The sequence below is a fragment of the Hydrogenophaga taeniospiralis genome (assembly GCF_020510445.1).
Classification (GTDB): Bacteria; Pseudomonadota; Gammaproteobacteria; order Burkholderiales; family Burkholderiaceae_C; genus Hydrogenophaga.
The window spans coordinates 4,046,613-4,067,733 of the sequence record NZ_JAHBAG010000001.1; the positions used below are offsets into that span (position 1 = coordinate 4,046,613).

Genomic DNA, 21,121 nt, shown 5'->3' on the forward strand with positions numbered 1-21,121 from the left:
ATGCGCCGCGGCGCTTCGCGTGGTGAAGAACTGAGATGAAGATCGCCCAGCGCGCACAGCGCGTCGAACCCTTTTACGTGATGGAGCTGGCCAAGGCCGCTTCCGCCATGGCCGCGCAGGCCGGTCCGGGCGACCGCCCCATGCTTTACCTCAACATCGGCGAGCCGGACTTCACCGCACCGCCGCTGGTGCAGGCCGCCGCCGAGCGCGCCATCCATGCCGGGCGCAGCCAGTACACCCCGGCCACCGGCCTGCCAGCACTGCGCGAAGCGATCAGCGGCTGGTACGCCTCGCGCTTCGGGCTTGATATCGACCCGGAGCGCATCGTGATCACCGCCGGAGCCTCGGCCGCGTTGCAACTGGCCTGCCTGGCGCTCATCGAAGCGGGTGACGAAGTGCTGATGCCCGACCCGAGCTATCCCTGCAACCGGCAGTTTGTGCAGGCCGCCGAAGGCCGTGCGGTGCTGGTCCCTTGTGGCCCCGAACAACGGTTCCAGCTCAGCGCGGCGCAGGTCGAAGAACACTGGCGACCAGCCACGCGCGGCGTGCTGCTGGCCTCACCGTCCAACCCCACCGGCACCTCGATCGCGCGCGATGAGCTGGAGCGCATCGCCCGCTTCGTGCGCCGCCAGGGCGGCGTGACGATGGTCGACGAAATCTACCTGGGCCTGAGCTTCGATGCCGACTACGGCCACAGTGCGCTCGGTCTGCCCGACGGCCTCGGCGACGAGGTCATCAGCATCAACAGCTTCTCCAAGTACTTCAACATGACCGGTTGGCGCCTGGGCTGGCTGGTGCTGCCGCCCGCGCTGGTGCCGGTGGTGGAGCGGCTGGCGCAGAACCTGTTCATCTGCGCCAGCACCATCGCACAACACGCCGCGCTGGCCTGCTTCGAGCCCGACAGCCTGGCCGAGTACGAGCGCCGCCGGGGCGAGTTCCAGGCCCGGCGCGACGCCTTCATTCCCGAACTCAACCGCCTGGGACTGACGGTGCCCGTGATGCCCGATGGCGCGTTCTACGCCTGGGCCGACGTGGCGCCGCTGTGCGAACGCTGGGGCATTCCCCTGCGCGGCGAACACCCCGGCGAAGGCGGCAGTTGGGCCCTGGCCTTTGAGCTGATGCGCCGCTGCCAGATCGCCACCACACCGGGCCGCGACTTCGGCAACGCCGACCCCTGGCGCTACCTGCGCTTCTCCACCGCCAACTCGATGGCGCAGCTGCGCGAAGCCGTGACCCGGCTGGAGGCGGCGCTGTGAGCGGGGCGCCAGTCGCAACCCCGGCCCAGCCGCCGCGTCGCCCCAAGGCGGATTCAGCCCCCTTGGAGAGCGCGGGGGCCACGTTCCACTGGCCGGTGCGCGTGTACTGGGAAGACACCGACGCGGGCGGCATCGTGTTCTACGCCAACTACCTCAAGTTCTTCGAACGCGCGCGCACCGAATGGCTGCGCGCGCTGGGGCTCGAACAGCAGCGCCTGCGCCAGGAAGTGGGTGGCATGTTCGTCGTCACCAGCGCCCAGATGCGCTACCACCGCCCGGCCCGGCTCGACGATTTGCTTCTCGTTACAGCGCGTGTGCAGGAAGCGGGCCGCGCTTCGCTGACAATGCAACAGACGGCCTGCCTGACACCCGGCCAGCCCGACGCCGCTACCATGCTGCTGTGCGAAGGCACCATCCGCATCGGGTGGGTGGACGCCGCCAGCATGCGACCCCAACGCATCCCAGCCTCCATACTGGAATCCCTGAGCGCCTGCGGTTGATCCGTCCAGGCGAGATTCGATCGAACAACCGTTTCAGACCCATGACCCAAGATCTCTCCATCGTCCAACTGCTGATCAATGCGAGCTGGGTGGTTCAAGCCGTGGTGGTGCTGCTGGTGGTGATGTCCGTCATCAGCTGGGCCGCGATCTTCCGCAAGGTCTTCGCCCTCAAGCGCGTGAACACGCACAACGAAGCCTTCGAGCGCGAGTTCTGGTCGGGCGCCAACCTCAACGACCTGTACGCCGCGGCCGCGCAGAGCGCCCGCCACGGCGGCCCGATGGAACGCATCTTCGCCAGCGGCATGCGCGAATACCAGAAGCTGCGCGAGCGCCGCATCAGCGACAACGGCGCCCTGCTCGACGGCGCGCGCCGTGCCATGCGCGCGAGCTTCCAGCGCGAACTCGACACGCTGGAGGTGAACCTCTCGTTCCTCGGCACCGTGGGCTCCGTGGCGCCTTATGTGGGCCTGTTCGGCACCGTCTGGGGCATCATGCACGCCTTCACCGGCCTGGCCGCGCTGGCCCAGGTGACCCTGGCCACGGTGGCGCCCGGCATCGCCGAGGCCTTGGTGGCCACCGCCATCGGCCTGTTCGCCGCGATTCCCGCCGTGGTGGCCTACAACCGTTTCGCCCACGACATCGATCGCGTGGCCAACCGGCTGGAGACCTTCATGGAAGAGTTCTCCAACATCCTGCACCGCAACCTGGGCAACCAGTCGGCCTCGGGACACTGACATGGCCGCCACATCCTCCCGCCGCGTGCGGCGCACCAAGAACGAGATCAACATGGTGCCCTTCATCGACGTGATGCTGGTGCTGCTGATCATCTTCATGGTGACCGCGCCCCTGATTTCGCCCAGCCAGATCGACCTGCCCAGCGTGGGCCAGGCCAATGCGCCACCCAAGGGTTATGTCCAGGTGCTGATCGACAAGGAAGAGCGCATCCAGGTGCGTGATGGCAGCTCCAGCAAGGGCGCGCAGACCGTCAAGATGGCGCAACTGGCCGATCAGGTGCGCCAGCTGCAGAGCGCCTCCAGCCCCTCCGAGGCGACCAAGGTCCCCGTGGTGATCAGCGCCGACAAGACCATCAAGTACGAAACCGTGGTGAAGGTCATGGACACGCTGCAGCGCGCGGGTGTTGAACGCGTCGGCCTGTCCGTGCAGACTTCCCGCTGAGCCCAGCGCCTCACCGCCCGAGCATGCAAGTCACCGCCGAACCCCTGGACCTCAAGCCGCCGCGTCCCGGCCGCTGGCTCGGCCCCATGGGCCTGGCCCTGATCGCGCACCTGTTGCTGATGGGCGCGCTGACCTGGGGCGTGCGCTGGCAAAGCGACACGCCGCCCGTGACCTTCGAGGCCGAGCTCTGGTCTCGCCTGCCGCAGGAAGCGGCCCCCCGGGCCGTGGAGCCCCCTCCTCCGCCCCCACCGCCCCCCGAGCCCGAGCCGAAACCACAACCCAAACCGCAGCCCGAGCCCAAGCCCGAACCGACACCGCCGGCCGTCAAGCAGGCCGACATCGCGACCGCGCAGGCCAAGAAGAAACAACTCGAGGAAGACCGGCGCGAGGCCGAAGAGCAGAAGGCGAAACAGGTGGCCAAGAAAGAGGCTGAAGAGAAGGCGCGCGAGAAAAAGGAACTCGAGAAGAAAAAGGCCGAGGACGCCAAGAAGAAGGCCGAAGAGAAAAAGCTGGCCGACCAAAAGCGCGAGGCCCAGGAGCGGCGGGACGAAGCGCTGGCGAAAAAGGCGCGGGACGATCAGATGCGACGCATCCTGGGCCAGGCGGGCGCCAGTGGCGGCCCCCAGGCCCAGGGCTCGGCCCAGCAGTCGAGCGGGCCATCGGCCGGCTACGCGGCGCGCGTGATCGCGCGCATCCGGCCCAACATCATCTACGCCCAGGATTTCCCGAACAGCCTGCGGGCCGAAGTCGAGGTGCGCGCGTCACCCGACGGCACCATCACCGGTCGTCGCCTCGTCAAGAGCAGTGGCAACACCGCCTGGGACGACGCAGCCCTGCGGGCGATCGACCGCACCGGCAGCCTGCCGCGCGACACGGACGGAACCGTGCCGTCTCCCATGACCGTGGTGGTGCGCCCGCTGGACTGACCATCAGTGCCCGGCGGCCGCCGGTTCGTCGGGCGCAAGCACCTTCTGCAGCGCCCGCTCGAGCTCGTTGGCATCCACCGGCTTGTGCAGCACGGCGGCAAACAGCGTCTGCAGCAAATCGGACGGCACCTCGTTGGCGTGTCCGCTCATGAGCACGATGGGCGGTGGCGACTGGGTCGCCCGGATGCGCAGGGCCAGCCCCACGCCATCGAGCCGTGGCATGGACTGGTCGGTGAGCACCAGATCCCAGCGCTTGCCGGTCTGCGTGAACTGGGCCCAGGCCTCTTCCCCATCGCGCGAGCGCGTGACCTGCCAGCCCTTGCGCTCCAGCAGCGCGCTCCAGGCGTGGCGCACCGACTGATCGTCGTCCACGAACAGCAGTTGCCGCCCCTGGTCAGACCCGCCGCCGGGCGTGGTGAGAGGCGCTGCGGTCGCGTCGTGCCGGCTCTCCGGCAGATACAGCATGAAACAGGCCCCCTCGCCCACCTCGCTGCGCAGGCCGATGGCCCCCTGGTGGCGCGCCATGATGCCCTGCGCCACCGACAGGCCCAGCCCCGTGCCGCGGCCCTTGGGCTTGGTGGTGAAGAAGGGTTCGAACAGCCTGTCCAGGTGCTCGGGCGGGATGCCGGGACCGCGGTCGCACACCTGCAGCACCAAGTACCTTCCCGGGTTCAGTTCGGCCGCACCGGGTGGCGGCGCCTGCCCGGGTGGCGGTGGCAATTCCAGCTCGTCAAGCAGCAGTTCGATGCGCCCCTTGCCTTTCATGGCATCGGCCGCGTTGATGAGCAGGTTCACCAGCACCTGTTGCAACTGGGTGGGGTCGGCCACGACCTCATCGTCGTCCACCCGGCACTCCACCACCAGCTCGCACTCTCTCGTGAGACCCGAGGCCATCATCTGGCGCGTTTCCTCGATGAGGTGGGAGAGGTGCACCTGCTGGAGTTTGGGTGCCGACTGGCGGCCAAAGGCGAGCAACTGGCGCATCAGCCCGTCGGCATAGCGGGTGGCCTTGAGCGCCTGCTGCAAGGCCTCGTGGCTGGGGTGTTCGGTGTCCAGATCTTCGGAGGCCAAGCGCACCCAGCCGGTGATGGCCGCCAGCGAATTGTTGAAATCGTGCGCGATGCCGCCGGTCAGCCGGCCGAGCGCCTCGGTCTTCTGGCTCTGCATCAGTTGCACCTGCAGCGCCTCATGGCGTTCGTGCGCCTCGCGCTGGGTCTGGGCATCGCGCTGCACCCGCTCCAGCAGGTGGTTGATGCCCTCTCCCAGCGTGCTCAGTTCGTCTTTTCCTGGTATCTGCAGACGGTCCGTCGCCGTGGGACCGCGTTCCGTGATGTCCTGCACCTCCCGGTGCAGCGCTTGCAGGCGACGCAGCAACAGGCGATCCAGCAGCACCACCAGCAGCAGGCTGGCCAGCAAACCCGCCAGGGCGGACAGGGCCATGCCGGTCAGGCTCAAGGACTGCGCGGCCTGGAACAACTGGCGGTCCAGGCTGAGCACCAGTTCGGCCACGGGCTGGCCTTGCTGATCCCGCAGCACGGCGTGCAGATCCTCGTGCTTGTCGTCCACCGGCGCCAGGTGCGTCAGCTCGCCCAAGTGGCCGGGGTGGTCGAACGACAGACGCACCGGCATCATCAGCAGTTCGCTGAAACGCTGCAGCTCGGCCTCGTCAAAATGGCGCAGCATCAGAATGGCGCCGTGGGAGACATCGTCCGGCCGGTCGGGATCGCGGATGGCCGAGGCCGTCACCAGATCGAGGCGGCCGTCCTGCACGCGGTAGGTCTGCAGCAGGGTGCGCCCACTCGGGTCGGCGATCACCGGGGCCAACAGCGCACGCAGCTCCTGCAGACGTTCGGGCGACACCGGCATGAGCTCGGGTGCCGATCCCGCGGCCAGGCTGGTCAGGGGGTTGCCTTTGGCATCGACGATCAGCACCTCGGAAATGCGCAGGTAGCCCATGTTGCTGGTGTCGAAGTTGTCGTCCACGAAGCTGGGCTTGCGCCCCTGGGCAAAGGACACGGCATCGACCCACTGGGCGTAGTCGCGCACGGTGGCGCTCAGCCCCTGGACCTGCTGGCTCAACAGGCGGCTGGCCCGATCGCCTTCACGCGCGGCGCGCTCTCGCTCCAGTCGGGAAAACGAATCGCCCACCAGCCAGCGCATGCCGAACATGGCGGCCAGGGAGCAGAGCCCGACGGTGACGAGAACCAGCGCCCAGGCCTTGTGTTGTAGTTTCATGGTTGCCTTGACTATCGACGCAAGCCGACCCCAGTAAAGGCATAAACCTTGCCAGCGCGTGATGCAGGTCGCGCTGGCGTGGTTTTTGCACGCCTACAAACGCACCCGTGTGGTGCAACCCCATCAGTCGAACACGATTTCGGCGCGCTGTTCGTGCGCCTGTGCCATCCAGCTCGCCAGCGCGGCGTCGGTCGGGAAAAACAGCGCCCGGTCGTCCAGTTGCAGTTCGCACTGGGCACCTTCGCGCAGCAGGGCCAAGCGCACCGGCAGGCCACGTGTGAACTCGCCCTGATCGGTGACTTCCCGCTTCGGAGGAAACTCGCGCACCAGCGCCGCCACCGCCGGCGCCTGGCCGTTCACGGCCACGCGCAGGTATTTGCCGAAACGGCAACGCGCCGCGGCCAGGTCCCAGATCTGCTGGATCTTCAGCCGCAGGCCGCCGGAGAAACGGTCCGGCTGGGCCAGCGCCTGCACGATGATGAGCTCGTCGTCCTTCAGCAGGTTGCGGTGCAGGTTGATCAGGTTTTCGTCGGCGCTCACCTCCAGCACCCCGGTTTTGTCGTCGAGCTTGAAGAGCGCGAGCTTGCCGCGTTGTCCGTTGATGACGCGGAAGTCGGTCACGATGCCGGCCAGGATCACCGGGTCGCGGCTCTCCTTCACGTCGGCCAGCTCGGTGCGCGCGAAACGCCGCACCTCGCGCTGCACCTCGTCAAACAGGTGGCCGGAGAAGTAGAAGCCGATCGCGGTCTTCTCCAGCGTGAGCTGCTCTTTCACGCCCCAGGGCGTGGTGGCCACCAGATCGGGCTCCTGCGTGCTCGACCCGTGGTCGTCGCCGCCCATCATGTCGAACAGCCCGCCCTGGTTGGCGTTGGCCTGCTGGGCCGCGGCGAAGTCGAACGCCCGCTCGACCGAGGCCAGCACCTCGGCACGGTTCCGGTGAAGGGAATCGAACGCGCCGGCCTTGATCAGCGCCTCCACCGTGCGCTTGTTCAGGCGTGTGCGGTCCACCCGGCGGCAAAAGTCGAACAGGCTCTTGAACGGGCCGGACTCGCCGCCGCTGGGGCCCTCGCCCCGGCCTTCACGCGCGGCCACGATGGCGTCGATGGCCTGCTGGCCCGTGCCCTTGATCGCGCCCAGGCCGTAGCGGATGGACTTGTCGGTGATGGGTTCGAAGCGGTGGAAGCCGCGGTTCACGTCGGGCGCCTCGAAGGCGATCCCCATCTTCTGCGCGTCTTCGAACAACACCCTGAGCTTGTCGGTGTCGTCCATTTCCACCGTCATGTTGGCGCAGAAGAACTCGGCCGTGTAGTGCACCTTGAGCCAGCCGGTGTGGTAGGCCAGCAGCGAGTAGGCGGCGGCGTGCGACTTGTTGAAGCCGTAGCCCGCGAACTTCTCCATCAGGTCGAAGACCTCGTCGGCCTTGTCTTCGCTGATGCCCTTTTCCGCCGCGCCCTTGCGGAAGATGGCGCGGTGCTCGGCCATCTCCTCGGCCTTCTTCTTGCCCATGGCGCGGCGCAGCATGTCGGCGCCGCCCAGCGAATAACCGCCCAGCACCTGCGCGGTCTGCATCACCTGCTCCTGGTAGACCATGATGCCGTAGGTCTCGGAGAGCACCGACTCCACCAGCGGATGCGGGTACTCCACCACTTCCTTGCCGTGCTTGCGGTTCACGAAGCTGGGGATCAGGTCCATCGGGCCTGGGCGGTAGAGCGCGTTCAGGGCGATCAGGTCTTCCAGACGGCTCGGTTTGGCGTCTTTCAGCATGCCCTGCATGCCGCGGCTTTCAAACTGGAACACCGCCTCGGTCTGGCCGCGCGAGAACAGCGCGTACACCGCCCGGTCGTCCAGCGGCACGTCCTCGTAGCGGAAGTTCTCCTGCCCGGGATGCCGCTTCATGATGAACTCGCGCGCGATCTCCAGGATGGTCAGCGTGGCCAGTCCCAAGAAGTCGAACTTCACCAGGCCCACGGCCTCCACGTCGTCCTTGTCGTACTGGCTCACCGCCGACTCGCTGCCGGGCTGCTGGTAAAGCGGGCAGAAATCGGTGAGCTTGCCCGGCGCGATCAGCACGCCGCCGGCGTGCATGCCGATGTTGCGCGTCATGCCTTCGAGCTTCTGCGCCAGCTCAATCAGGGTCTTGACGTCGTCTTCCTTCTGGATGCGCTCGGCCAGCACCGGCTCCATCTCGATGGCGTAGTTGTTCTTGTCGCCCTCTTTTTTCGGCACCGGCGGGTACTGCAGCGTGACCGACATGCCGGGCTTGTTCGGGATCAGCTTGGAGATGCCGTCACAGAAGCCGTAGGAGAAGTCGAGCACCCGGCCCACGTCGCGGATGGCCGCGCGCGCGGCCATGGTGCCGAAGGTGGCGATCTGGCTCACGGCGTCCTTGCCGTAGCGCTCCTTCACGTAGTCGATCACGCGGTCGCGGTTGGACTGGCAGAAGTCGATGTCGAAGTCGGGCATGGACACCCGCTCCGGGTTCAGGAAGCGCTCGAACAGCAGGTTGTACTGCAGCGGGTCCAGGTCGGTGATCAGCAGCGCGTAGGCCACCAGCGAGCCGGCACCGGAACCCCGGCCCGGCCCCACCGGGCAGCCGTTTTCCTTGGCCCACTTGATGAAGTCCGACACGATGAGGAAGTAGCCCGGGAACCCCATCTTCAGAATGGTGTTGAGCTCGAACTCCAGCCGCTCCACATACCGCGGGCGCTGCTCTTCGCGCTTGGCCTCGTCGCGGAACAAATGGCGCAGCCGCCCTTCCAGCCCTTCGTACGAGACGTGGCGGAAATAGTCCTCCACCGACATGACCACGCCGTTGACCGGCGGGATCGGGAAATTCGGCAACTGCGGCTTGCCCAGCACCAGGCTCAGGTTGCAGCGCTTGGCGATCTCCAGCGTGTTGGCCACGGCGCTGGGGATGTCGGCGAACAGCGCTTCCATCTGCGCCGCGCTCTTGAAGTACTGCTCGCGCGTGAAGCGGCGCACGCGCCGGTTGTTGCCCAGGATCTCGCCGTCGGAAATGCAGACCCGGGCTTCGTGCGCCTCGTAGTCGTCGGGCTCCAGAAACTGCACCGGGTGCGTGGCCACCACCGGCAGGTGCAGCCGGGCGGCCAGTTGCACGGCCGCGGTCACATGGCGCTCGTCGTCCACGCGGCCGGCGCGCTGCAGCTCGATGTAGAAGCGGTGTGTGAACAGGCTGCCGAGCTGCAGCGCGATGTCGGCCGCGCGGTTTGCATCGCCCTGGATCAGCGCCTGCCCCACCGGCCCGGCCTGCGCGCCCGAGAGCATCAGCAAGCCGCCGTTGAGTTCTTCGAGCCATTCGCGCTGCAGCACCGCCAGGCCACGGCCGTCGTTGCGTGTCCAGGCGCGCGCCAGCAGCTCGCTCAGGTTCAGATAACCCTGCTTGTCCTGCACCAGCAGGATCACGCGCGGCGCGGCCGGCTGGTGGCTGCCGGGCATGGCGCCCGGCGTTTCGTCGGTGAAGCCTTGCAGCATCACCTCGGCGCCCAGCAGCGGCTTGACGCCCGCGCCGCGCGCGGCCTTGTAAAACTTGACCGCCCCAAACAGGTTACTCAGGTCGGTGATGGCCAGGGCGGGCTGGCCGTCGGCGGCCGCCGCGGCCACCACGTCGTCGATGCGGTTGGTGCCGTCAACGACGGAAAATTCGGTGTGCAGGCGCAGATGGATGAACATCTTTCGATCATGCCATCTTCTTTTCGCCTGACCAGCCCGGGAGCGCCGTCCGAAGGGCACCCACCCTCTGGAACCCGTGGGTCGAACGGGTAAGATCGCCCGCTGACGCGCACCCCTCAAACCCCCTTCGACAACGAAGGCTCCGGCGGAGAAAACCGATGAATACACAGGCACAGGGAATGGATGACCGGACATGTGACGTGCTGGTGATCGGGGGCGGCCCGGCCGGGTCCACCGTGTCCAGCATGCTGGCGGAGAAGGGCCACAAGGTGGTGTTGCTGGAAAAGGCCCACCATCCCCGCTTCCACATCGGTGAATCGCTGCTGCCGGCCAACCTGCCCCTGTTTGAAAAAATGGGCATCGCCGACGAGATCAAGGCCATCGGCATGCACAAGCCCGGCGCCGAGTTCGTCTCGCCCCATCACGACTGGAAACAGACGTTTCATTTTGCTGACGCCTGGGACAAGTCCATGCCGCACGCCTACCAGGTCAAGCGCGCGGAGTTCGATGAAATCCTGATCCGCAACGCCACCCGCAAAGGGGTGGACGTGCACGAAGGCTGCAAGGTGACGGCGGTCGATTTCAAGAACGACGAGGCTTCGACCGTGCACGCCCAGTACGAGGACGGCCGCGAGGCCGAATGGCACCCGCGCTTCGTGGTGGACGCCTCGGGGCGCGACACCTTCCTGGCCAACCGCTTCAAGATCAAGCAGCGCAACCCCAAGCACAACAGCTCGGCGGTGTACGGCCACTTCAGCCACGCCAAGCGCAACGAAGGTTCGGCCGAAGGCAACATCACCATCTTCTGGTTCGAGCACGGCTGGTTCTGGTTCATCCCCATGACCAACGACACCACCAGCGTGGGCATGGTGACCTGGCCGTACTACATGAAGACCCGGGGCCAGCGCAGCCTGCAGCAGTTCATGATGGACAACATCGCGCAGACCCCCGAGCTGGCCGCCCGACTGGGCGAGGCCACGCTGATCAACAAGGTGGAAGCGACCGGGAATTTTTCCTATGTGTCGCAGAGCAACCATGGCAAGAACCACCTGCTGCTGGGAGACGCCTACGCCTTCATCGACCCGGTGTTTTCGTCCGGCGTGTGGCTGGCGATGCACAGCGGGGTGATCGGCGCCGAGACCATCGACACCTGCCTCAGGCGCCCGGCCCAGGCGCGCGCCGCCCTGAAGGAGTTCGACCGCGTGATGCGACACGGCCCCAAGGCTTTCTCCTGGTTCATCTACCGCGTGACGAACCCCATCATGCGCGACTTCTTCATGGAACCGAGCAACATCTTCCGCTTCAAGGAAGCGCTGCTGTCGGTGCTGGCGGGCGACGTGTTCGGCAAGACCCCCATCTGGCGCGCGGTTTTTTTCTTCAAGGCGATGTACTACGCCGCCAACGTCCTGCAACCCCGCCGCGCCTTCCAGGCCTGGCAGCGCCGCCGGGCCAACATCCGCGCGGTGGAAGACCCCAGCCTGTACAACGCATGACACGCCCCCAGCACACGCCGGCCTTCGGGCCGCGCACCCGCCCGAAAGCTGCACTGGCCTGCGCGGCCCTGGTTTGCGTGGGCGCTTCGACCGCCCTGGCTGCGGAGGAAAAACCGCTCTGGGAGGCGGGCATGGGCGTGGCGGTCGTGAGCTTCCCCGCCTACCGGGGATCGGATCAGACCAGCCAGTTTGTGCTGCCCTCCCCGTACTTCACCTACCACGGCGAATTCCTCAAGGCCGACCGCCACGGGGTGCGCGGCCAGTTGTTCGATTCGGACCGGGTCGAGCTCACGGTGTCGGCCGCGCTGTCGCCGCCCGCCACCAGCGACAAGATCCGCGCCCGCGCGGGCATGCCCGATCTGGATGCGAATGTGGAGTTCGGCCCGCGCCTCGACCTCGTGCTCTGGCAGACCGAGGGCCGCGCGCGCCTGCTCAAGCTGGAACTGCCGCTGCGCGCCGCCTACACCCTCAACAGCCATTCCCGCAGCATCGGCGCCGTGTTCCACCCCAAGCTGAACCTGGACGTCACCGACGTGCCGGGCATGCCGGGCTGGAACCTGGGGCTGCAGGCCGGGCCGTTGTATGGCGACCGGCGCCAGCACGCCTATTTCTACGGCGTCGATGCGCCCTATGCCACGGCCGATCGCCCCGCTTACCAGGCCCGTGCCGGGTTTGCCGGCATGCAGTACCTGCTGGCGCTGTCCAAGCGCTACCCGCGCCACTGGGTCGGCGCGTTCCTGCGCTACGACAACCTGGGCGGGGCGAGCTTCGAGGACAGCCCGCTGGTGCGCAGCAAGCACTACGTCGCCGGCGGTGTGGCGGTGTCGTGGATCTTCGGCGAGTCGTCCACCCGTGTGCCGGTCGATGACTGAGCGGAGCCTGCGACGCAACCCACTGTGGATCGCCTACGAGCATGTGGCCATGCTCATCGGTCTGGGCACTCTGGCGGCGCTCTGCCTGAGCTGGCTGCCTTTCGCCATGCTGTTGCACCCGGTGCTGCCGCGCGGGCTCGGGCAGACCCTGGGACGGCGCGTCATCACCATCGGCTTTCGCCTCTACCTGCACGTCCTCGGTGGGCTGTGTGCCTGCCGCTTCGACCTCTCCGAGCTCGAACACCTGCACCGGGAAGGCCCGATGATCATCGCGGCCAACCACCCCTCTCTGCTCGACGCGGTACTGATCGTCTCGCGCCTGCCCAACGCCATCTGTGTGATGAAAGCCAGCCTGATGGACAACGTGCTGTTCGGCTCGGCCGCGCGCCTGGCCCGCTACATCCGCAACGACGGCGCGCTGCAGATCATCCGGCAAAGCCGAGCCGGGCTGGACGAAGGCGCCCAGGTGCTGCTGTTCCCGGAAGGCAGTCGCACCCGGAACTTCCCGGTCGACCCCTTCACCCCGACGCTGGGCATGATCGCTCGGCGCTCGGGCGTGCCCGTGCAGACCCTGCTGATCGAATATTCCACCCCCTACCTGGGCAAGGCCTGGCCACTGTTTCGCCGCCCCGAGCTGCCCCTGCACTGCCGCGTGCGCCTGGGCCGGCGCTTCCCGGCGCCCCTCGACTACGCGGCCTTCACCCACGAGCTGGAAGCCTATTTCCGCAACGAGTCCAGCCTGCACGGGTCCGCCCGTTTCACCCACGATGAATGACGCCCCGACACCCCCGTCCAGCAGCACCCACCTGGTGCTGATCCCCAGTTACAACCCCGGCGTCGGGGTGCTGGAAACGGTCCGGCTTGCCCGCGCGCAATGGACCCCGGTCTGGGTGGTCGTGGACGGCAGCACCGACGGCACGGCCCAGCAACTGCAGGACTTGGCCACCGGTGACGAAGGCCTGCGGGTCATCGTGCTGCCGGAAAACCGGGGCAAGGGCGCGGCCGTGCTCGAAGGCATTTCGCAGGCGGCCCGGTCCGGCTTCACCCACGCGCTCACCATGGATTCCGACGGCCAACACCCGGCCGACCTGATTCCGGCCTTCATGCAGGCCTCGCAACACCAACCCGGCGCCATGGTGCTGGGCAAACCGGTGTTCGGCCCCGAGGCGCCGGCGCTGCGCGTCAACGGCCGCAAGGTGTCCAACGGATGGGCCAACCTGGAGACCCTGTGGATGGGCATCGGCGACTCGCTCTACGGTTTTCGCGTCTACCCGATCGCCCCGCTCATGACCATCATGCAGGGCCACCGCTTCATGCGCCGCTTCGACTTCGACCCCGAGGCCGTCGTGCGGTTGTGCTGGGCCGGTGTGCGGCCCATCAACATCGACGCACCGGTGCGCTACCTCTCGGCCGAAGAAGGCGGCGTGTCGCACTTCAAATACCTGCGCGACAACACCCTGCTGACCTGGATGCACACCCGGCTCTTCCTGGGGTTCGTGTTGCGTCTGCCCCTGCTGATCTGGCGCCGCCTGAGCGCCTCTGGACATTGACATGACACCCACCCCACCGCGCACCGCCGCGCTGAAATCCGACCCGCGCCTGAACCCCTATTTCCGCAGCGAGGACGAGCGCCGCAGCGTCACCCGCGCCATGTTCGACCAGGCCGCGCCCGGCTACGACAGCGCCGAGGCGCTCACCGCGCTGGGCAGCGGCGCCTGGTACCGGCGCGAGGTGCTGGTGCGCAACGGCCTGCAGCCCGGCATGACCCTGCTGGACGTGGCCGCCGGCACCGGCCTGGTCACCGTGGCGGGCCACGAACTGGTCGGGCCCGAAGGGCGCGTGCTGGCGCTCGACCCCTCGCCCGGCATGCTGGCCGAGCTGCGCAAGAAGGTGGATGTCGAGACCATCGAGGCCTACGCCGAGTCCATTCCCCTGCCCGACGCGCAGGTGGACTTCGTCTCCATGGGCTACGCCCTGCGCCACGTGGGCGACCTTGACCGGGCCTTCGCCGAATACCTGCGCGTGCTGCGCCCGGGCGGCAAGGTCTGCATCATGGAAATCAGCCGTCCCCGCAGCCGGATCGCGCGCGGCCTGCTGCACTTCCACATCGCGGTGGTGGTGCCGGTGCTGGCCCGCCTGACGCGCCGGCATGCCGACGTGAAACGGCTGTGGGAGTACTACGGCGACACCATCGAGGCGGCGATCGAGCCCGAACGCATCCTGGAGGCCCTGCGCCGCGCCGGGTTCCAGGACGTGGACTGCCGCATCAGTCTGGGCGTGTTCCGCGAATACACAGGAGGCAAGAAATGAGCACCACCGAGGTTTTCCTGATCGCCATGGCGATCATCTTCACCGTACCCTGGCTGATCTGGCGCCTGGGCCGCACCGACCACTACGCGCCGCTGGTGGTGGTGCAGATCATCACCGGCATCCTGCTCGGGCCCGGTGTGCTGGGCAAGTGGTTTCCGGCCTACTACGACTTCGTCTTCACCCCCAGCGTGATCCAGCTGCTCAACGGCCTGGCCTGGTGGTCGGTGATGTTGTTCGTGATGATCGCCGGCGTGGAGCTCGACCTGAAGAAGGCCTGGGAGCACCGGCGCGAGAGCAGCATCACGGCCGGCCTGGCGCTGGGCGCGCCCCTGCTTCTGGGCTGCGCCGCGGCGGCGGCGATGCTGGGTTTTGACGGCTGGATGGGCCAGCAAGCCATGTCCTGGCAGTTCGTGCTGGGCATCGGCATGGCCTGCGCAGTGACGGCGCTGCCGATCCTGATCCTGCTGATGGAGAAGCTCGACATCCTGCGCCAGCCCCTGGGACAGCGCATCCTGCGCTACGCGAGCCTGGACGACATCGCGATCTGGGGCGTGCTGGCCCTGATCCTGATGGACTGGGGCCGGATCGGCAAACAGGTCGCCTTCCTGCTCGCCTTCGTGGTGCTCAGCCTGGCCTATCGCAAACTCATGGCCTGGCTGCCCGAGCGCGACCGCTGGTACATGGCCCTGATCTGGCTGGCCGTGTGCGGGCTGGGCGCCGACTGGGCCGGCCTGCATTACATGGTGGGCGCGTTCCTCGCGGGCGCCGTGATGGACGCGCACTGGTTCGACCAGGACAAGCTCGACCAGCTGCGCCACCACGTGCTGCTGGTGATGATGCCGGTGTTCTTCCTCTCCACCGGCCTGCGCACCAACTGGGCGGTGGGCGGCACAGCGGTGTTCGCGGCCGCCGCGCTGCTGCTGGTGGCCTCGGTGGTGGGCAAGCTGCTCGGGGTGCGGCTGGCGGCCTACGTGCTGCGCTGGTCGCCCGGCGAGGCGTCCATCATCGGCTGGCTGCTGCAGACCAAGGCGCTGATCATGATCATCTTCGCCAACATCCTGCTGGACAAGCAGATCATCACCAACGCGGCGTTCACCGCCCTGCTGCTGATGGCGGTGGCCAGTACCATGCTGACCGTTCCCATGGTCAAACCGCTGATGCACCGCGCCGCGCAGCGCTTCCAGGCCGGCTTGGTGTCCAAGTGACCCCCGGGCGCGGGGTCGGATCGCCTTTCAGGCCCCGCCGCAGCCCACGCGCTCGACCTGGATCGAGCCCATGACCGTAACGCCCTTGGCGTCGTTGTCCGCGCTCATCACGGTCGCGCCACCCGACGAGGAGGCCAGCCGCGCGCGGCAGTGCAGCTTGATGTTCATGCCGCCCATGACGTTGACCGAGGCCCTCAGGCAGTACCAGCCATTGGGGTTCATCAGCTCGATCACCGAGCCGCCCATCACGTTCACACCGGGATTGACCAGAATCAGCGCGGGTTGGCTGGTGACCTCCTTGTCGGCCGTATCGGAGCCGATGCCGAACACCTTCACCGAAGTCGCCAGCGTGCGGTAGGTCGGGCGGGTGCCGAACGGGTGGGCGCCCCAGGCCTTCAGACAGGCCTGCACCGGGGCGTCGTCCTCTGACGGGGTTGGCACGGCGGGCTGCGCCGCAACGGGCGGCTGCGCGGGCTGTGCGGGCGCTTGCGTGGACCCACTCTGTGCGTGCACCGCGGGCGAACCCGCAAGGGCTGCGACACACAGACAGGCCAGGTAACGGTTCAGAGTGGGCAACATGGCGTTCTCCTTCGGCAATGGCCGCTCGTTCACAAGCGGCAGGGGTCGGACAAGCATGCGCGCCCCGGGGCGTTCACACGCCGCCGGCCGGCGCTCAAAACAGCGCTTCAGATCATCGCACCATTGATGGAGATCACCTGTCCCGAAATGTAGGCCGCGCGGTCCGAGGCCAGGAAGGCCACCAAGTCCGCCACCTCTTCCGGGCGGCCCACACGCTGCATGGGCACGAGCTTCTTGACGGTATCGGCGTCGAAACTGCCGTCGATCATGCCGGTGGCGATCAGGCCGGGCGCGACCGCGTTCACCGTGACGCCGCGGCTGGCCAGCTCCAGCGCCAGCGACTTGCTCGCCGCGTGCAGCGCGCCCTTGGCGGCCGAGTAGTTGACCTGGCCTCGGTTGCCCGCGATCGCGGCCACCGACGAGATGCTGACGATGCGGCCCCAGCGCGTGCGCATCATGGGCATGGTCAGCGGTTGCGTGACGTTGAAAAAACCGTTGAGCGACACGTCCAGCACGCGGTCCCATTGCTCACCGCTCATGCCCGGGAACACCGCGTCGTCGTGGATGCCGGCGTTGTTCACCAGGATCTGGACCGCGCCCTCTTCCACCAGGCGCTCCAGGGCCGCCGCCGTGGCCTGGCGGTCGGTGACGTCGAACGCCACCGCCTGCGCGCTGCCACCCGCGGCCTGTATCTGCGCGACCAGCGCCTGCGCTTTTTCCAGGCCGCGGTTGGCGTGCACGATGACGTGATGGCCGTCGGCGGCCAGCCTGCTGCAAATGGCGGCGCCGATGCCACCGCTGCCACCTGTGACCAGGGCTCGCTTCATGGGGGTTGTTTCCTTCAAAGGGCTTGGGCGTCGAGCACCACGGACGCCCGGCCATCGAGCAGACAGCGGCCTTCGTGGAGCACCTGAAAACGGTAGAGGATGAGCGTGGCGTCGCCGCTGACGCGCTCGGCCCGCACCTCCAGCGCGCCGGCCAGATCGTCCAGCCGCGCCACGTGCATCTGCACGCCACGCACGCTGGTGAGGTAACCCAGGCGCGGGGGCTGCGCCGCAGGCGCCAGCAGCACGCCGTGCACGGCCATGGCCTGCGCGGTGTATTCGATGCCCGCCGCGATGCCCAGCCGGCCGTCGGCGCGCAGCGGGTGGTCGGCGGCGGTGTGGCTGTCGGCGCGGCACACGATGGTGGTGTCCGACCAGTCCAGCACCGCGTCGAGCAGGCACATGCGGCCCTGGTGCGGGATGTGGGCGGCGATCCAGTCGTGGTCTAACACGGCCGCAGGTCCACCATCAGTTGCATCGGGGCCAGGTAGTCCAGGCAGACCGGGCCCGCCGCCCCGGTGGCCAGACGCTGCAGCAGCGGCAAGGCCCGCAGCGCAGGGATCTGCAGGCGCAGGGTCTCCAGACCGGCGTCGGCCAGCGTGTCGGCGGCTTCGGTGGTCGGTGTGACGCGTATCGAGGCCAGGGAACGTTCGCTGCGCACGTGGGAGAGCAGCAGGGCCACCCCGCCGCAGTCGGGCGTGTCGCGCTTGCTGTGCAGCGGTTCGGGGTATTCGCTGTCGTAGGCCACCAGCAGCACCGGCTGCTGATCGCAGGCCACCTGGGCCAGCGCGTCGAGCAGGCCCGCGCCCATGCTGGCGTCGTAGGCGCAGATCACCTGGCACGGCGCCATGCTGTGGGTGGCGATGCCCCAATAGCCGGCGGCCGCGTTGTGCACCGAGTTGTGAAAGCGCGTGGGCGAGATCTGCCGGTCTTCGGTGGCCAGTTGCTCACACAGCGCATGGCAGTTGTGGCCGTCGGCCCCGGAGGCGGAGAACACCGTGGTCAGCGAGGCGACGTCGGCGCCGGCCTGCGCGGCGGCCTCCAGGCCCAGGCCCAGGCTCAGTTTGACGACACGGCTGGCGCGCCGGCGTTCGGCCGCGGGCAGCAGCGTGGGCACCGGCAACAGCGAGGCCGCGCGGACAAAGGCCTGTTCGCCGCGCAACACCTCGCGCGCCGTTGGCCAGTCCGGCAGGCCGGGTGTGATCACACCAATGCCATCGATCCAGGCGTGCAACGGGGTGTCTGCGGGCACGTCGGTGCCGGCCGGTTGGGTGGTGTGTGCGTTCATGCGGCCACCCCCAGCACCAGGCTGCAGTTGCTGCCGCCGAAACCGAAGGAATTGGACAGCACGCGCCGCACCGGGGCGGCCACGCTGTGGGTCTGGTAGCGGATCGGCAGGGTCGGGTCCAGCACCTGCGTGCCGGGGCTGCCCGGCAGTTGGCCATCGGTCAGCGCCAGCGCGCAGACCACCGCCCCCACGGCGCCCGCCGCGCCCAGGGTGTGGCCGGTGGCGCCCTTGGTGGAGTTGCAGGGCACCCGGTCGCCAAACAGGGCCTGTATCGCCAGGCCCTCGGCGGCGTCGTTCGCCGGGGTGGCGGTGCCGTGCAGGTTGATGTAGTCCACCGCATCGGCGCCGATCCCCGCCGAACGCAGCGCGGCTTCCATGGCCATGCGGGCGCCCAGCCCTTGCGGGTGTGGCGCGGACATGTGGTACGCATCGCTCGACTCGCCCACGCCCATGAGCAGCACCGCGCCGGGCTCGGGCCGCGGGGCACGCTCCAGCAGACCGAAGGCCGCCCCCTCCCCGATGGAGATGCCGTCGCGCGCCACATCGTAGGGCCGGCAGGGCTGGGACGAGGTCAGTTGCAGCGAGGCAAAACCGTAGAGCGTGGTGAGGCACAGGGTGTCCACGCCGCCCACGATGGCGGCGTCGATGGTGCCGAGCGCGAGCTGCCGGGCGGCGGCGGCGAACACCTTGGCGCTGGACGAACAGGCGGTGGAAATGGCCATGGCCATGCCTTCGAGCCCGAAGTAGTCGCGCGTGAATTCGGCCAGCGAAAAGGCGTTGTGCGTGTGCCGGTAGACGAAGTCGTCGGGCAAGGCGCCACTGACCGGGTCGCGGCGGCGGTAGGCCAGTTCGGTCTGCAGGATGCCGGCGGTGCTGGTGCCCAGAAACACGCCGACGCGGGTGCGGCCGTGGCGGGCCACCGCCTCGCGCACGCGGTCCGCGAAGCCGTCGGTTTCGAGTCCCATCTGCGTCAGGCGGTTGTTGCGGCAGTCGTGGCTCGCCAGCGCGGCGGGCAGGCGCTGCGCGTCCACGTCGGCCACCTCGCCGATCCAGGTGTCGAGTTCAACGGTCTCGAAGCGGCAGGGTTTCAGGCCGGAGCGGTTGCTGCGCAAGGCGTCGCGTGTGGCGTCCAGCCCCCTGCCCAGGCAGGTGGTCGCGGTGAAGGCGGAGAGCAGCAAAGGCGTCACAGAGAGCTTTGAAAAGGGAAACCCCGATTTTATGGGGTCCACCCCACCACTCAGATCGGTGCACGCCACACTCGCATCGGGTTCGCCAAGGGTTTTCCCTGGCATGCGCCGTGCCAACCGGCCCTGAAAACGTGACGGTCTCAGGAAAGCGCGGCCTGCAGGGTGACAGGCCGAAGGTCTTGCTCGTTCAGGGTCTGCAACAGCGCGGGCAGGCTGGCCAGGATCACCGCCTGGCCATCGGGCGTGCGGGCCGAGTGCCCGTCGTGCATCAGCAGAATGTCGCCCGCGGCCAGCCCGCGGGTGAGCCGCGCCAGCACCCGCTGCGCATCGCCGGTGCGGGTGTCATAGGGGCGCCGCGTCCAGGCCGCCAGCCGCAGGTCCAGCGCAGCCAGCACCGGCTCCAGGAACGGGTTGCGCAAACCGGCGGTGGGGCGAAAGAACAACGGGGCCTGCCCGGTGATGTCGGCCAGCGTGGCCTGCGCCGCCGCGATGTCGGCCCGCATGCGCGCCGGCCCGAACACCGAGAACGCGTTGGAATGGCTGTCACCGTGGTTTTCCACGCGGTGGCCGCGCGCCACGATCTCGCGGCACACGCCCGGGTATTGCCGGGCGCGCCGGCCGATGCAGAAGAAACTGGCCTTCGCCTGCGCGGCGTCCAGCAGGTCGAGCACGCGCGGCGTGACCTCGGGATCGGGCCCGTCGTCGATGGTCAGGGCGATTTCGCGCCGCGCCACCGCGCCAGCCGGCAAACGGGTGATGTTGGGCCCGAGCAGCGTGCAGCGCGGCAACAGACCGGCGGTGGACAGGACCGCGTGGTTGGCCAGCAGCGCGCCCAGCGCCCAGGGCCAGGCGGCGGGCACGGCCAGCGTGCCCAGCGCTGCGGCGCCGTGCACCACCAGGCTGGCTTTCAGTGTGGGTGAAGCGGTCCAGGGTCGGGGCATGGGTCAGGCGGGGAAATGGCTGCGGTCGAGGAAGTCTGCCCACAACGCGCGCCAGACCGGCCAGTCGTGGCCGCCGGCCGGGGTGCAGGTGGTGGCGCCGGGCAGGCGCCCGGCCATCTGGTGCATGCCGTCGGCAAACCGGTCTTGCAGGCCATAGCCGAAATACACCGGCACGTCGATCTCGGGCTTCTTGAGCCAGCGCCAGGCGCGGAACTCCGGGTCTTCCAGCTGTTCGTTGCTGGGCTGCCAGGCGTCGAGCCCGCCGGCGCGCGCGATCGTGTTGGTGGTGATGCGGCTGCCTGGGTACGGCGACAACAGGCACAACCCGTCCACCCGGCCCGCGCTTTCGGCCTGGTGGCACAGGGCGAGCAACCCGCCCAGGGAAATGCCGCCCAGCCAGACGCGCTGGTAGCGCTCACGCGCCGGGGCCAGCACGCCGTTTTCCAGCCGGTCCATGGCCGAGTGGCCACACGCGGCTTCGTGCCGCAGGTCCATCACCAGCAGATCCAGCGCCAGACCGCGTTGGCGCACGGCGTCAAAAAGGCCGGCGTCCACGATCTCCTGCGGCCGCATCTGGGCGCCGGGCAGCAGCACCATCAGGGTCGATGCGCCGCGGTGAAGGTGCAGAGCGCCGTCCAC

Annotated in this window: 20 protein-coding genes; 11 read left to right on the forward strand and 9 right to left on the reverse strand. The window is 68.2% G+C overall.

Translation table 11 applies throughout. The annotated features are described in order from the left end of the window. Positions 1-35: 35 nt before the first annotated feature. The 5 genes from KIH07_RS19430 to KIH07_RS19450 all read left to right on the forward strand — a co-directional run bounded on the left by KIH07_RS19430 (position 36) and on the right by KIH07_RS19450 (position 3,858). Positions 36-1,256 carry a pyridoxal phosphate-dependent aminotransferase gene (locus KIH07_RS19430; protein WP_226493524.1) on the forward strand — a complete coding sequence of 407 codons (1,221 nt, stop codon included), beginning with the start codon at positions 36-38 and terminating at the stop codon, positions 1,254-1,256. A 62-nt stretch (positions 1,257-1,318) separates the two neighbouring features. Then, complete coding sequence (gene ybgC, locus KIH07_RS19435) at positions 1,319-1,756, forward strand: tol-pal system-associated acyl-CoA thioesterase (RefSeq protein WP_226493525.1); 438 nt, start codon at positions 1,319-1,321, stop codon at positions 1,754-1,756. A 41-nt stretch (positions 1,757-1,797) separates the two neighbouring features. Then, positions 1,798-2,490, forward strand: coding sequence for a protein TolQ (gene tolQ, locus KIH07_RS19440; protein ID WP_226493526.1), 693 nt, complete (start codon positions 1,798-1,800; stop codon positions 2,488-2,490). A 1-nt stretch (position 2,491) separates the two neighbouring features. Next, entirely contained in the window at positions 2,492-2,932 is a 441-nt protein-coding gene (locus KIH07_RS19445; RefSeq protein WP_226493527.1) for an ExbD/TolR family protein, read from the forward strand. 23 nt (positions 2,933-2,955) lie between these two features. Then, positions 2,956-3,858, forward strand: a complete 903-nt coding sequence (locus tag KIH07_RS19450) for a cell envelope integrity protein TolA (protein WP_226493528.1) — start codon at positions 2,956-2,958, stop codon at positions 3,856-3,858. 3 nt (positions 3,859-3,861) lie between these two features. Here KIH07_RS19450 and KIH07_RS19455 read toward each other — a convergent pair whose 3' ends face one another. Then, positions 3,862-6,093, reverse strand: coding sequence for an ATP-binding protein (locus KIH07_RS19455; RefSeq protein ID WP_226493529.1), 2,232 nt, complete (start codon positions 6,091-6,093; stop codon positions 3,862-3,864). A 123-nt stretch (positions 6,094-6,216) separates the two neighbouring features. After that, positions 6,217-9,783: a DNA polymerase III subunit alpha gene (gene dnaE / locus KIH07_RS19460; RefSeq protein ID WP_226493530.1), complete on the reverse strand. Its 3,567-nt coding sequence runs from the start codon at positions 9,781-9,783 to the stop codon at positions 6,217-6,219. 179 nt (positions 9,784-9,962) lie between these two features. Between dnaE and KIH07_RS19465 the strand changes: the two genes are divergently transcribed. From KIH07_RS19465 to KIH07_RS19490, 6 genes are read left to right on the forward strand one after another with little or no spacing between them, the layout of a single operon-like run. After that, a complete protein-coding gene (locus KIH07_RS19465; RefSeq protein WP_226493531.1) occupies positions 9,963-11,276 on the forward strand; it encodes an NAD(P)/FAD-dependent oxidoreductase in 1,314 nt (437 codons plus the stop codon). Then, the gene (locus KIH07_RS19470; RefSeq protein WP_226493532.1) at positions 11,273-12,148 is read left to right on the forward strand and encodes a MipA/OmpV family protein; all 876 of its coding nucleotides are present in this window, start codon (positions 11,273-11,275) and stop codon (positions 12,146-12,148) included. The genes KIH07_RS19465 and KIH07_RS19470 overlap by 4 nt, the downstream gene beginning before the upstream one ends. Continuing rightward, positions 12,141-12,923, forward strand: coding sequence for a lysophospholipid acyltransferase family protein (locus KIH07_RS19475; RefSeq protein ID WP_226493533.1), 783 nt, complete (start codon positions 12,141-12,143; stop codon positions 12,921-12,923). Before KIH07_RS19470 ends, KIH07_RS19475 begins: the two co-directional genes overlap by 8 nt. Beyond that, positions 12,916-13,698 carry a glycosyltransferase family 2 protein gene (locus tag KIH07_RS19480; RefSeq protein WP_226493534.1) on the forward strand — a complete coding sequence of 261 codons (783 nt, stop codon included), beginning with the start codon at positions 12,916-12,918 and terminating at the stop codon, positions 13,696-13,698. Before KIH07_RS19475 ends, KIH07_RS19480 begins: the two co-directional genes overlap by 8 nt. Before the next feature lies 1 nt (position 13,699). After that, complete coding sequence (locus KIH07_RS19485) at positions 13,700-14,458, forward strand: class I SAM-dependent methyltransferase (protein ID WP_226493535.1); 759 nt, start codon at positions 13,700-13,702, stop codon at positions 14,456-14,458. After that, positions 14,455-15,663, forward strand: a complete 1,209-nt coding sequence (locus KIH07_RS19490; RefSeq protein WP_226493536.1) for a cation:proton antiporter — start codon at positions 14,455-14,457, stop codon at positions 15,661-15,663. Before KIH07_RS19485 ends, KIH07_RS19490 begins: the two co-directional genes overlap by 4 nt. 27 nt (positions 15,664-15,690) lie before the next feature. On the opposite strand, the gene KIH07_RS19495 is transcribed toward KIH07_RS19490, so the two are convergent. From KIH07_RS19495 to KIH07_RS19525, 7 genes are all read right to left on the reverse strand, one after another. Then, the gene (locus KIH07_RS19495) at positions 15,691-16,242 is read right to left on the reverse strand and encodes a hypothetical protein (protein WP_226493537.1); all 552 of its coding nucleotides are present in this window, start codon (positions 16,240-16,242) and stop codon (positions 15,691-15,693) included. 107 nt (positions 16,243-16,349) lie between these two features. Then, positions 16,350-17,069 (reverse strand): 3-oxoacyl-ACP reductase FabG, encoded by a 720-nt coding sequence (fabG, locus tag KIH07_RS19500; protein ID WP_226493538.1) that lies wholly within the window; start codon positions 17,067-17,069, stop codon positions 16,350-16,352. A 14-nt stretch (positions 17,070-17,083) separates the two neighbouring features. Further along, positions 17,084-17,518 (reverse strand): 3-hydroxylacyl-ACP dehydratase, encoded by a 435-nt coding sequence (locus tag KIH07_RS19505; RefSeq protein WP_226493539.1) that lies wholly within the window; start codon positions 17,516-17,518, stop codon positions 17,084-17,086. Beyond that, positions 17,512-18,354, reverse strand: a complete 843-nt coding sequence (locus KIH07_RS19510; RefSeq protein ID WP_226493540.1) for a beta-ketoacyl synthase chain length factor — start codon at positions 18,352-18,354, stop codon at positions 17,512-17,514. The genes KIH07_RS19505 and KIH07_RS19510 overlap by 7 nt, the downstream gene beginning before the upstream one ends. Continuing rightward, entirely contained in the window at positions 18,351-19,541 is a 1,191-nt protein-coding gene (locus KIH07_RS19515) for a beta-ketoacyl-[acyl-carrier-protein] synthase family protein (protein WP_226493541.1), read from the reverse strand. The genes KIH07_RS19510 and KIH07_RS19515 overlap by 4 nt, the downstream gene beginning before the upstream one ends. 140 nt (positions 19,542-19,681) lie before the next feature. Then, on the reverse strand, positions 19,682-20,482 hold the full coding sequence (locus KIH07_RS19520; protein WP_226493542.1) for a polysaccharide deacetylase family protein: 801 nt from the start codon (positions 20,480-20,482) through the stop codon (positions 19,682-19,684). A 3-nt stretch (positions 20,483-20,485) separates the two neighbouring features. Next, positions 20,486-21,121, reverse strand: a complete 636-nt coding sequence (locus tag KIH07_RS19525; protein ID WP_226493543.1) for an alpha/beta hydrolase — start codon at positions 21,119-21,121, stop codon at positions 20,486-20,488.

Bases quoted from the DNA above. Each gene is read 5' to 3' on its own strand.
- KIH07_RS19430 (WP_226493524.1), top strand. From the start codon at position 36: ATGAAGATCGCCCAGCGCGCACAGCGCGTCGAACCCTTTTACGTGATG.
- tolQ (WP_226493526.1), top strand. From the start codon at position 1,798: ATGACCCAAGATCTCTCCATCGTCCAACTGCTGATCAATGCGAGCTGG.
- KIH07_RS19445 (WP_226493527.1), top strand. From the start codon at position 2,492: ATGGCCGCCACATCCTCCCGCCGCGTGCGGCGCACCAAGAACGAGATC.
- KIH07_RS19450 (WP_226493528.1), top strand. From the start codon at position 2,956: ATGCAAGTCACCGCCGAACCCCTGGACCTCAAGCCGCCGCGTCCCGGC.
- KIH07_RS19455 (WP_226493529.1), bottom strand. From the start codon at position 6,093: ATGAAACTACAACACAAGGCCTGGGCGCTGGTTCTCGTCACCGTCGGG.
- dnaE (WP_226493530.1), bottom strand. From the start codon at position 9,783: ATGTTCATCCATCTGCGCCTGCACACCGAATTTTCCGTCGTTGACGGC.
- KIH07_RS19465 (WP_226493531.1), top strand. From the start codon at position 9,963: ATGGATGACCGGACATGTGACGTGCTGGTGATCGGGGGCGGCCCGGCC.
- KIH07_RS19470 (WP_226493532.1), top strand. From the start codon at position 11,273: ATGACACGCCCCCAGCACACGCCGGCCTTCGGGCCGCGCACCCGCCCG.
- KIH07_RS19475 (WP_226493533.1), top strand. From the start codon at position 12,141: ATGACTGAGCGGAGCCTGCGACGCAACCCACTGTGGATCGCCTACGAG.
- KIH07_RS19480 (WP_226493534.1), top strand. From the start codon at position 12,916: ATGAATGACGCCCCGACACCCCCGTCCAGCAGCACCCACCTGGTGCTG.
- KIH07_RS19485 (WP_226493535.1), top strand. From the start codon at position 13,700: ATGACACCCACCCCACCGCGCACCGCCGCGCTGAAATCCGACCCGCGC.
- KIH07_RS19490 (WP_226493536.1), top strand. From the start codon at position 14,455: ATGAGCACCACCGAGGTTTTCCTGATCGCCATGGCGATCATCTTCACC.
- KIH07_RS19495 (WP_226493537.1), bottom strand. From the start codon at position 16,242: ATGTTGCCCACTCTGAACCGTTACCTGGCCTGTCTGTGTGTCGCAGCC.
- fabG (WP_226493538.1), bottom strand. From the start codon at position 17,069: ATGAAGCGAGCCCTGGTCACAGGTGGCAGCGGTGGCATCGGCGCCGCC.
- KIH07_RS19510 (WP_226493540.1), bottom strand. From the start codon at position 18,354: ATGAACGCACACACCACCCAACCGGCCGGCACCGACGTGCCCGCAGAC.
- KIH07_RS19520 (WP_226493542.1), bottom strand. From the start codon at position 20,482: ATGCCCCGACCCTGGACCGCTTCACCCACACTGAAAGCCAGCCTGGTG.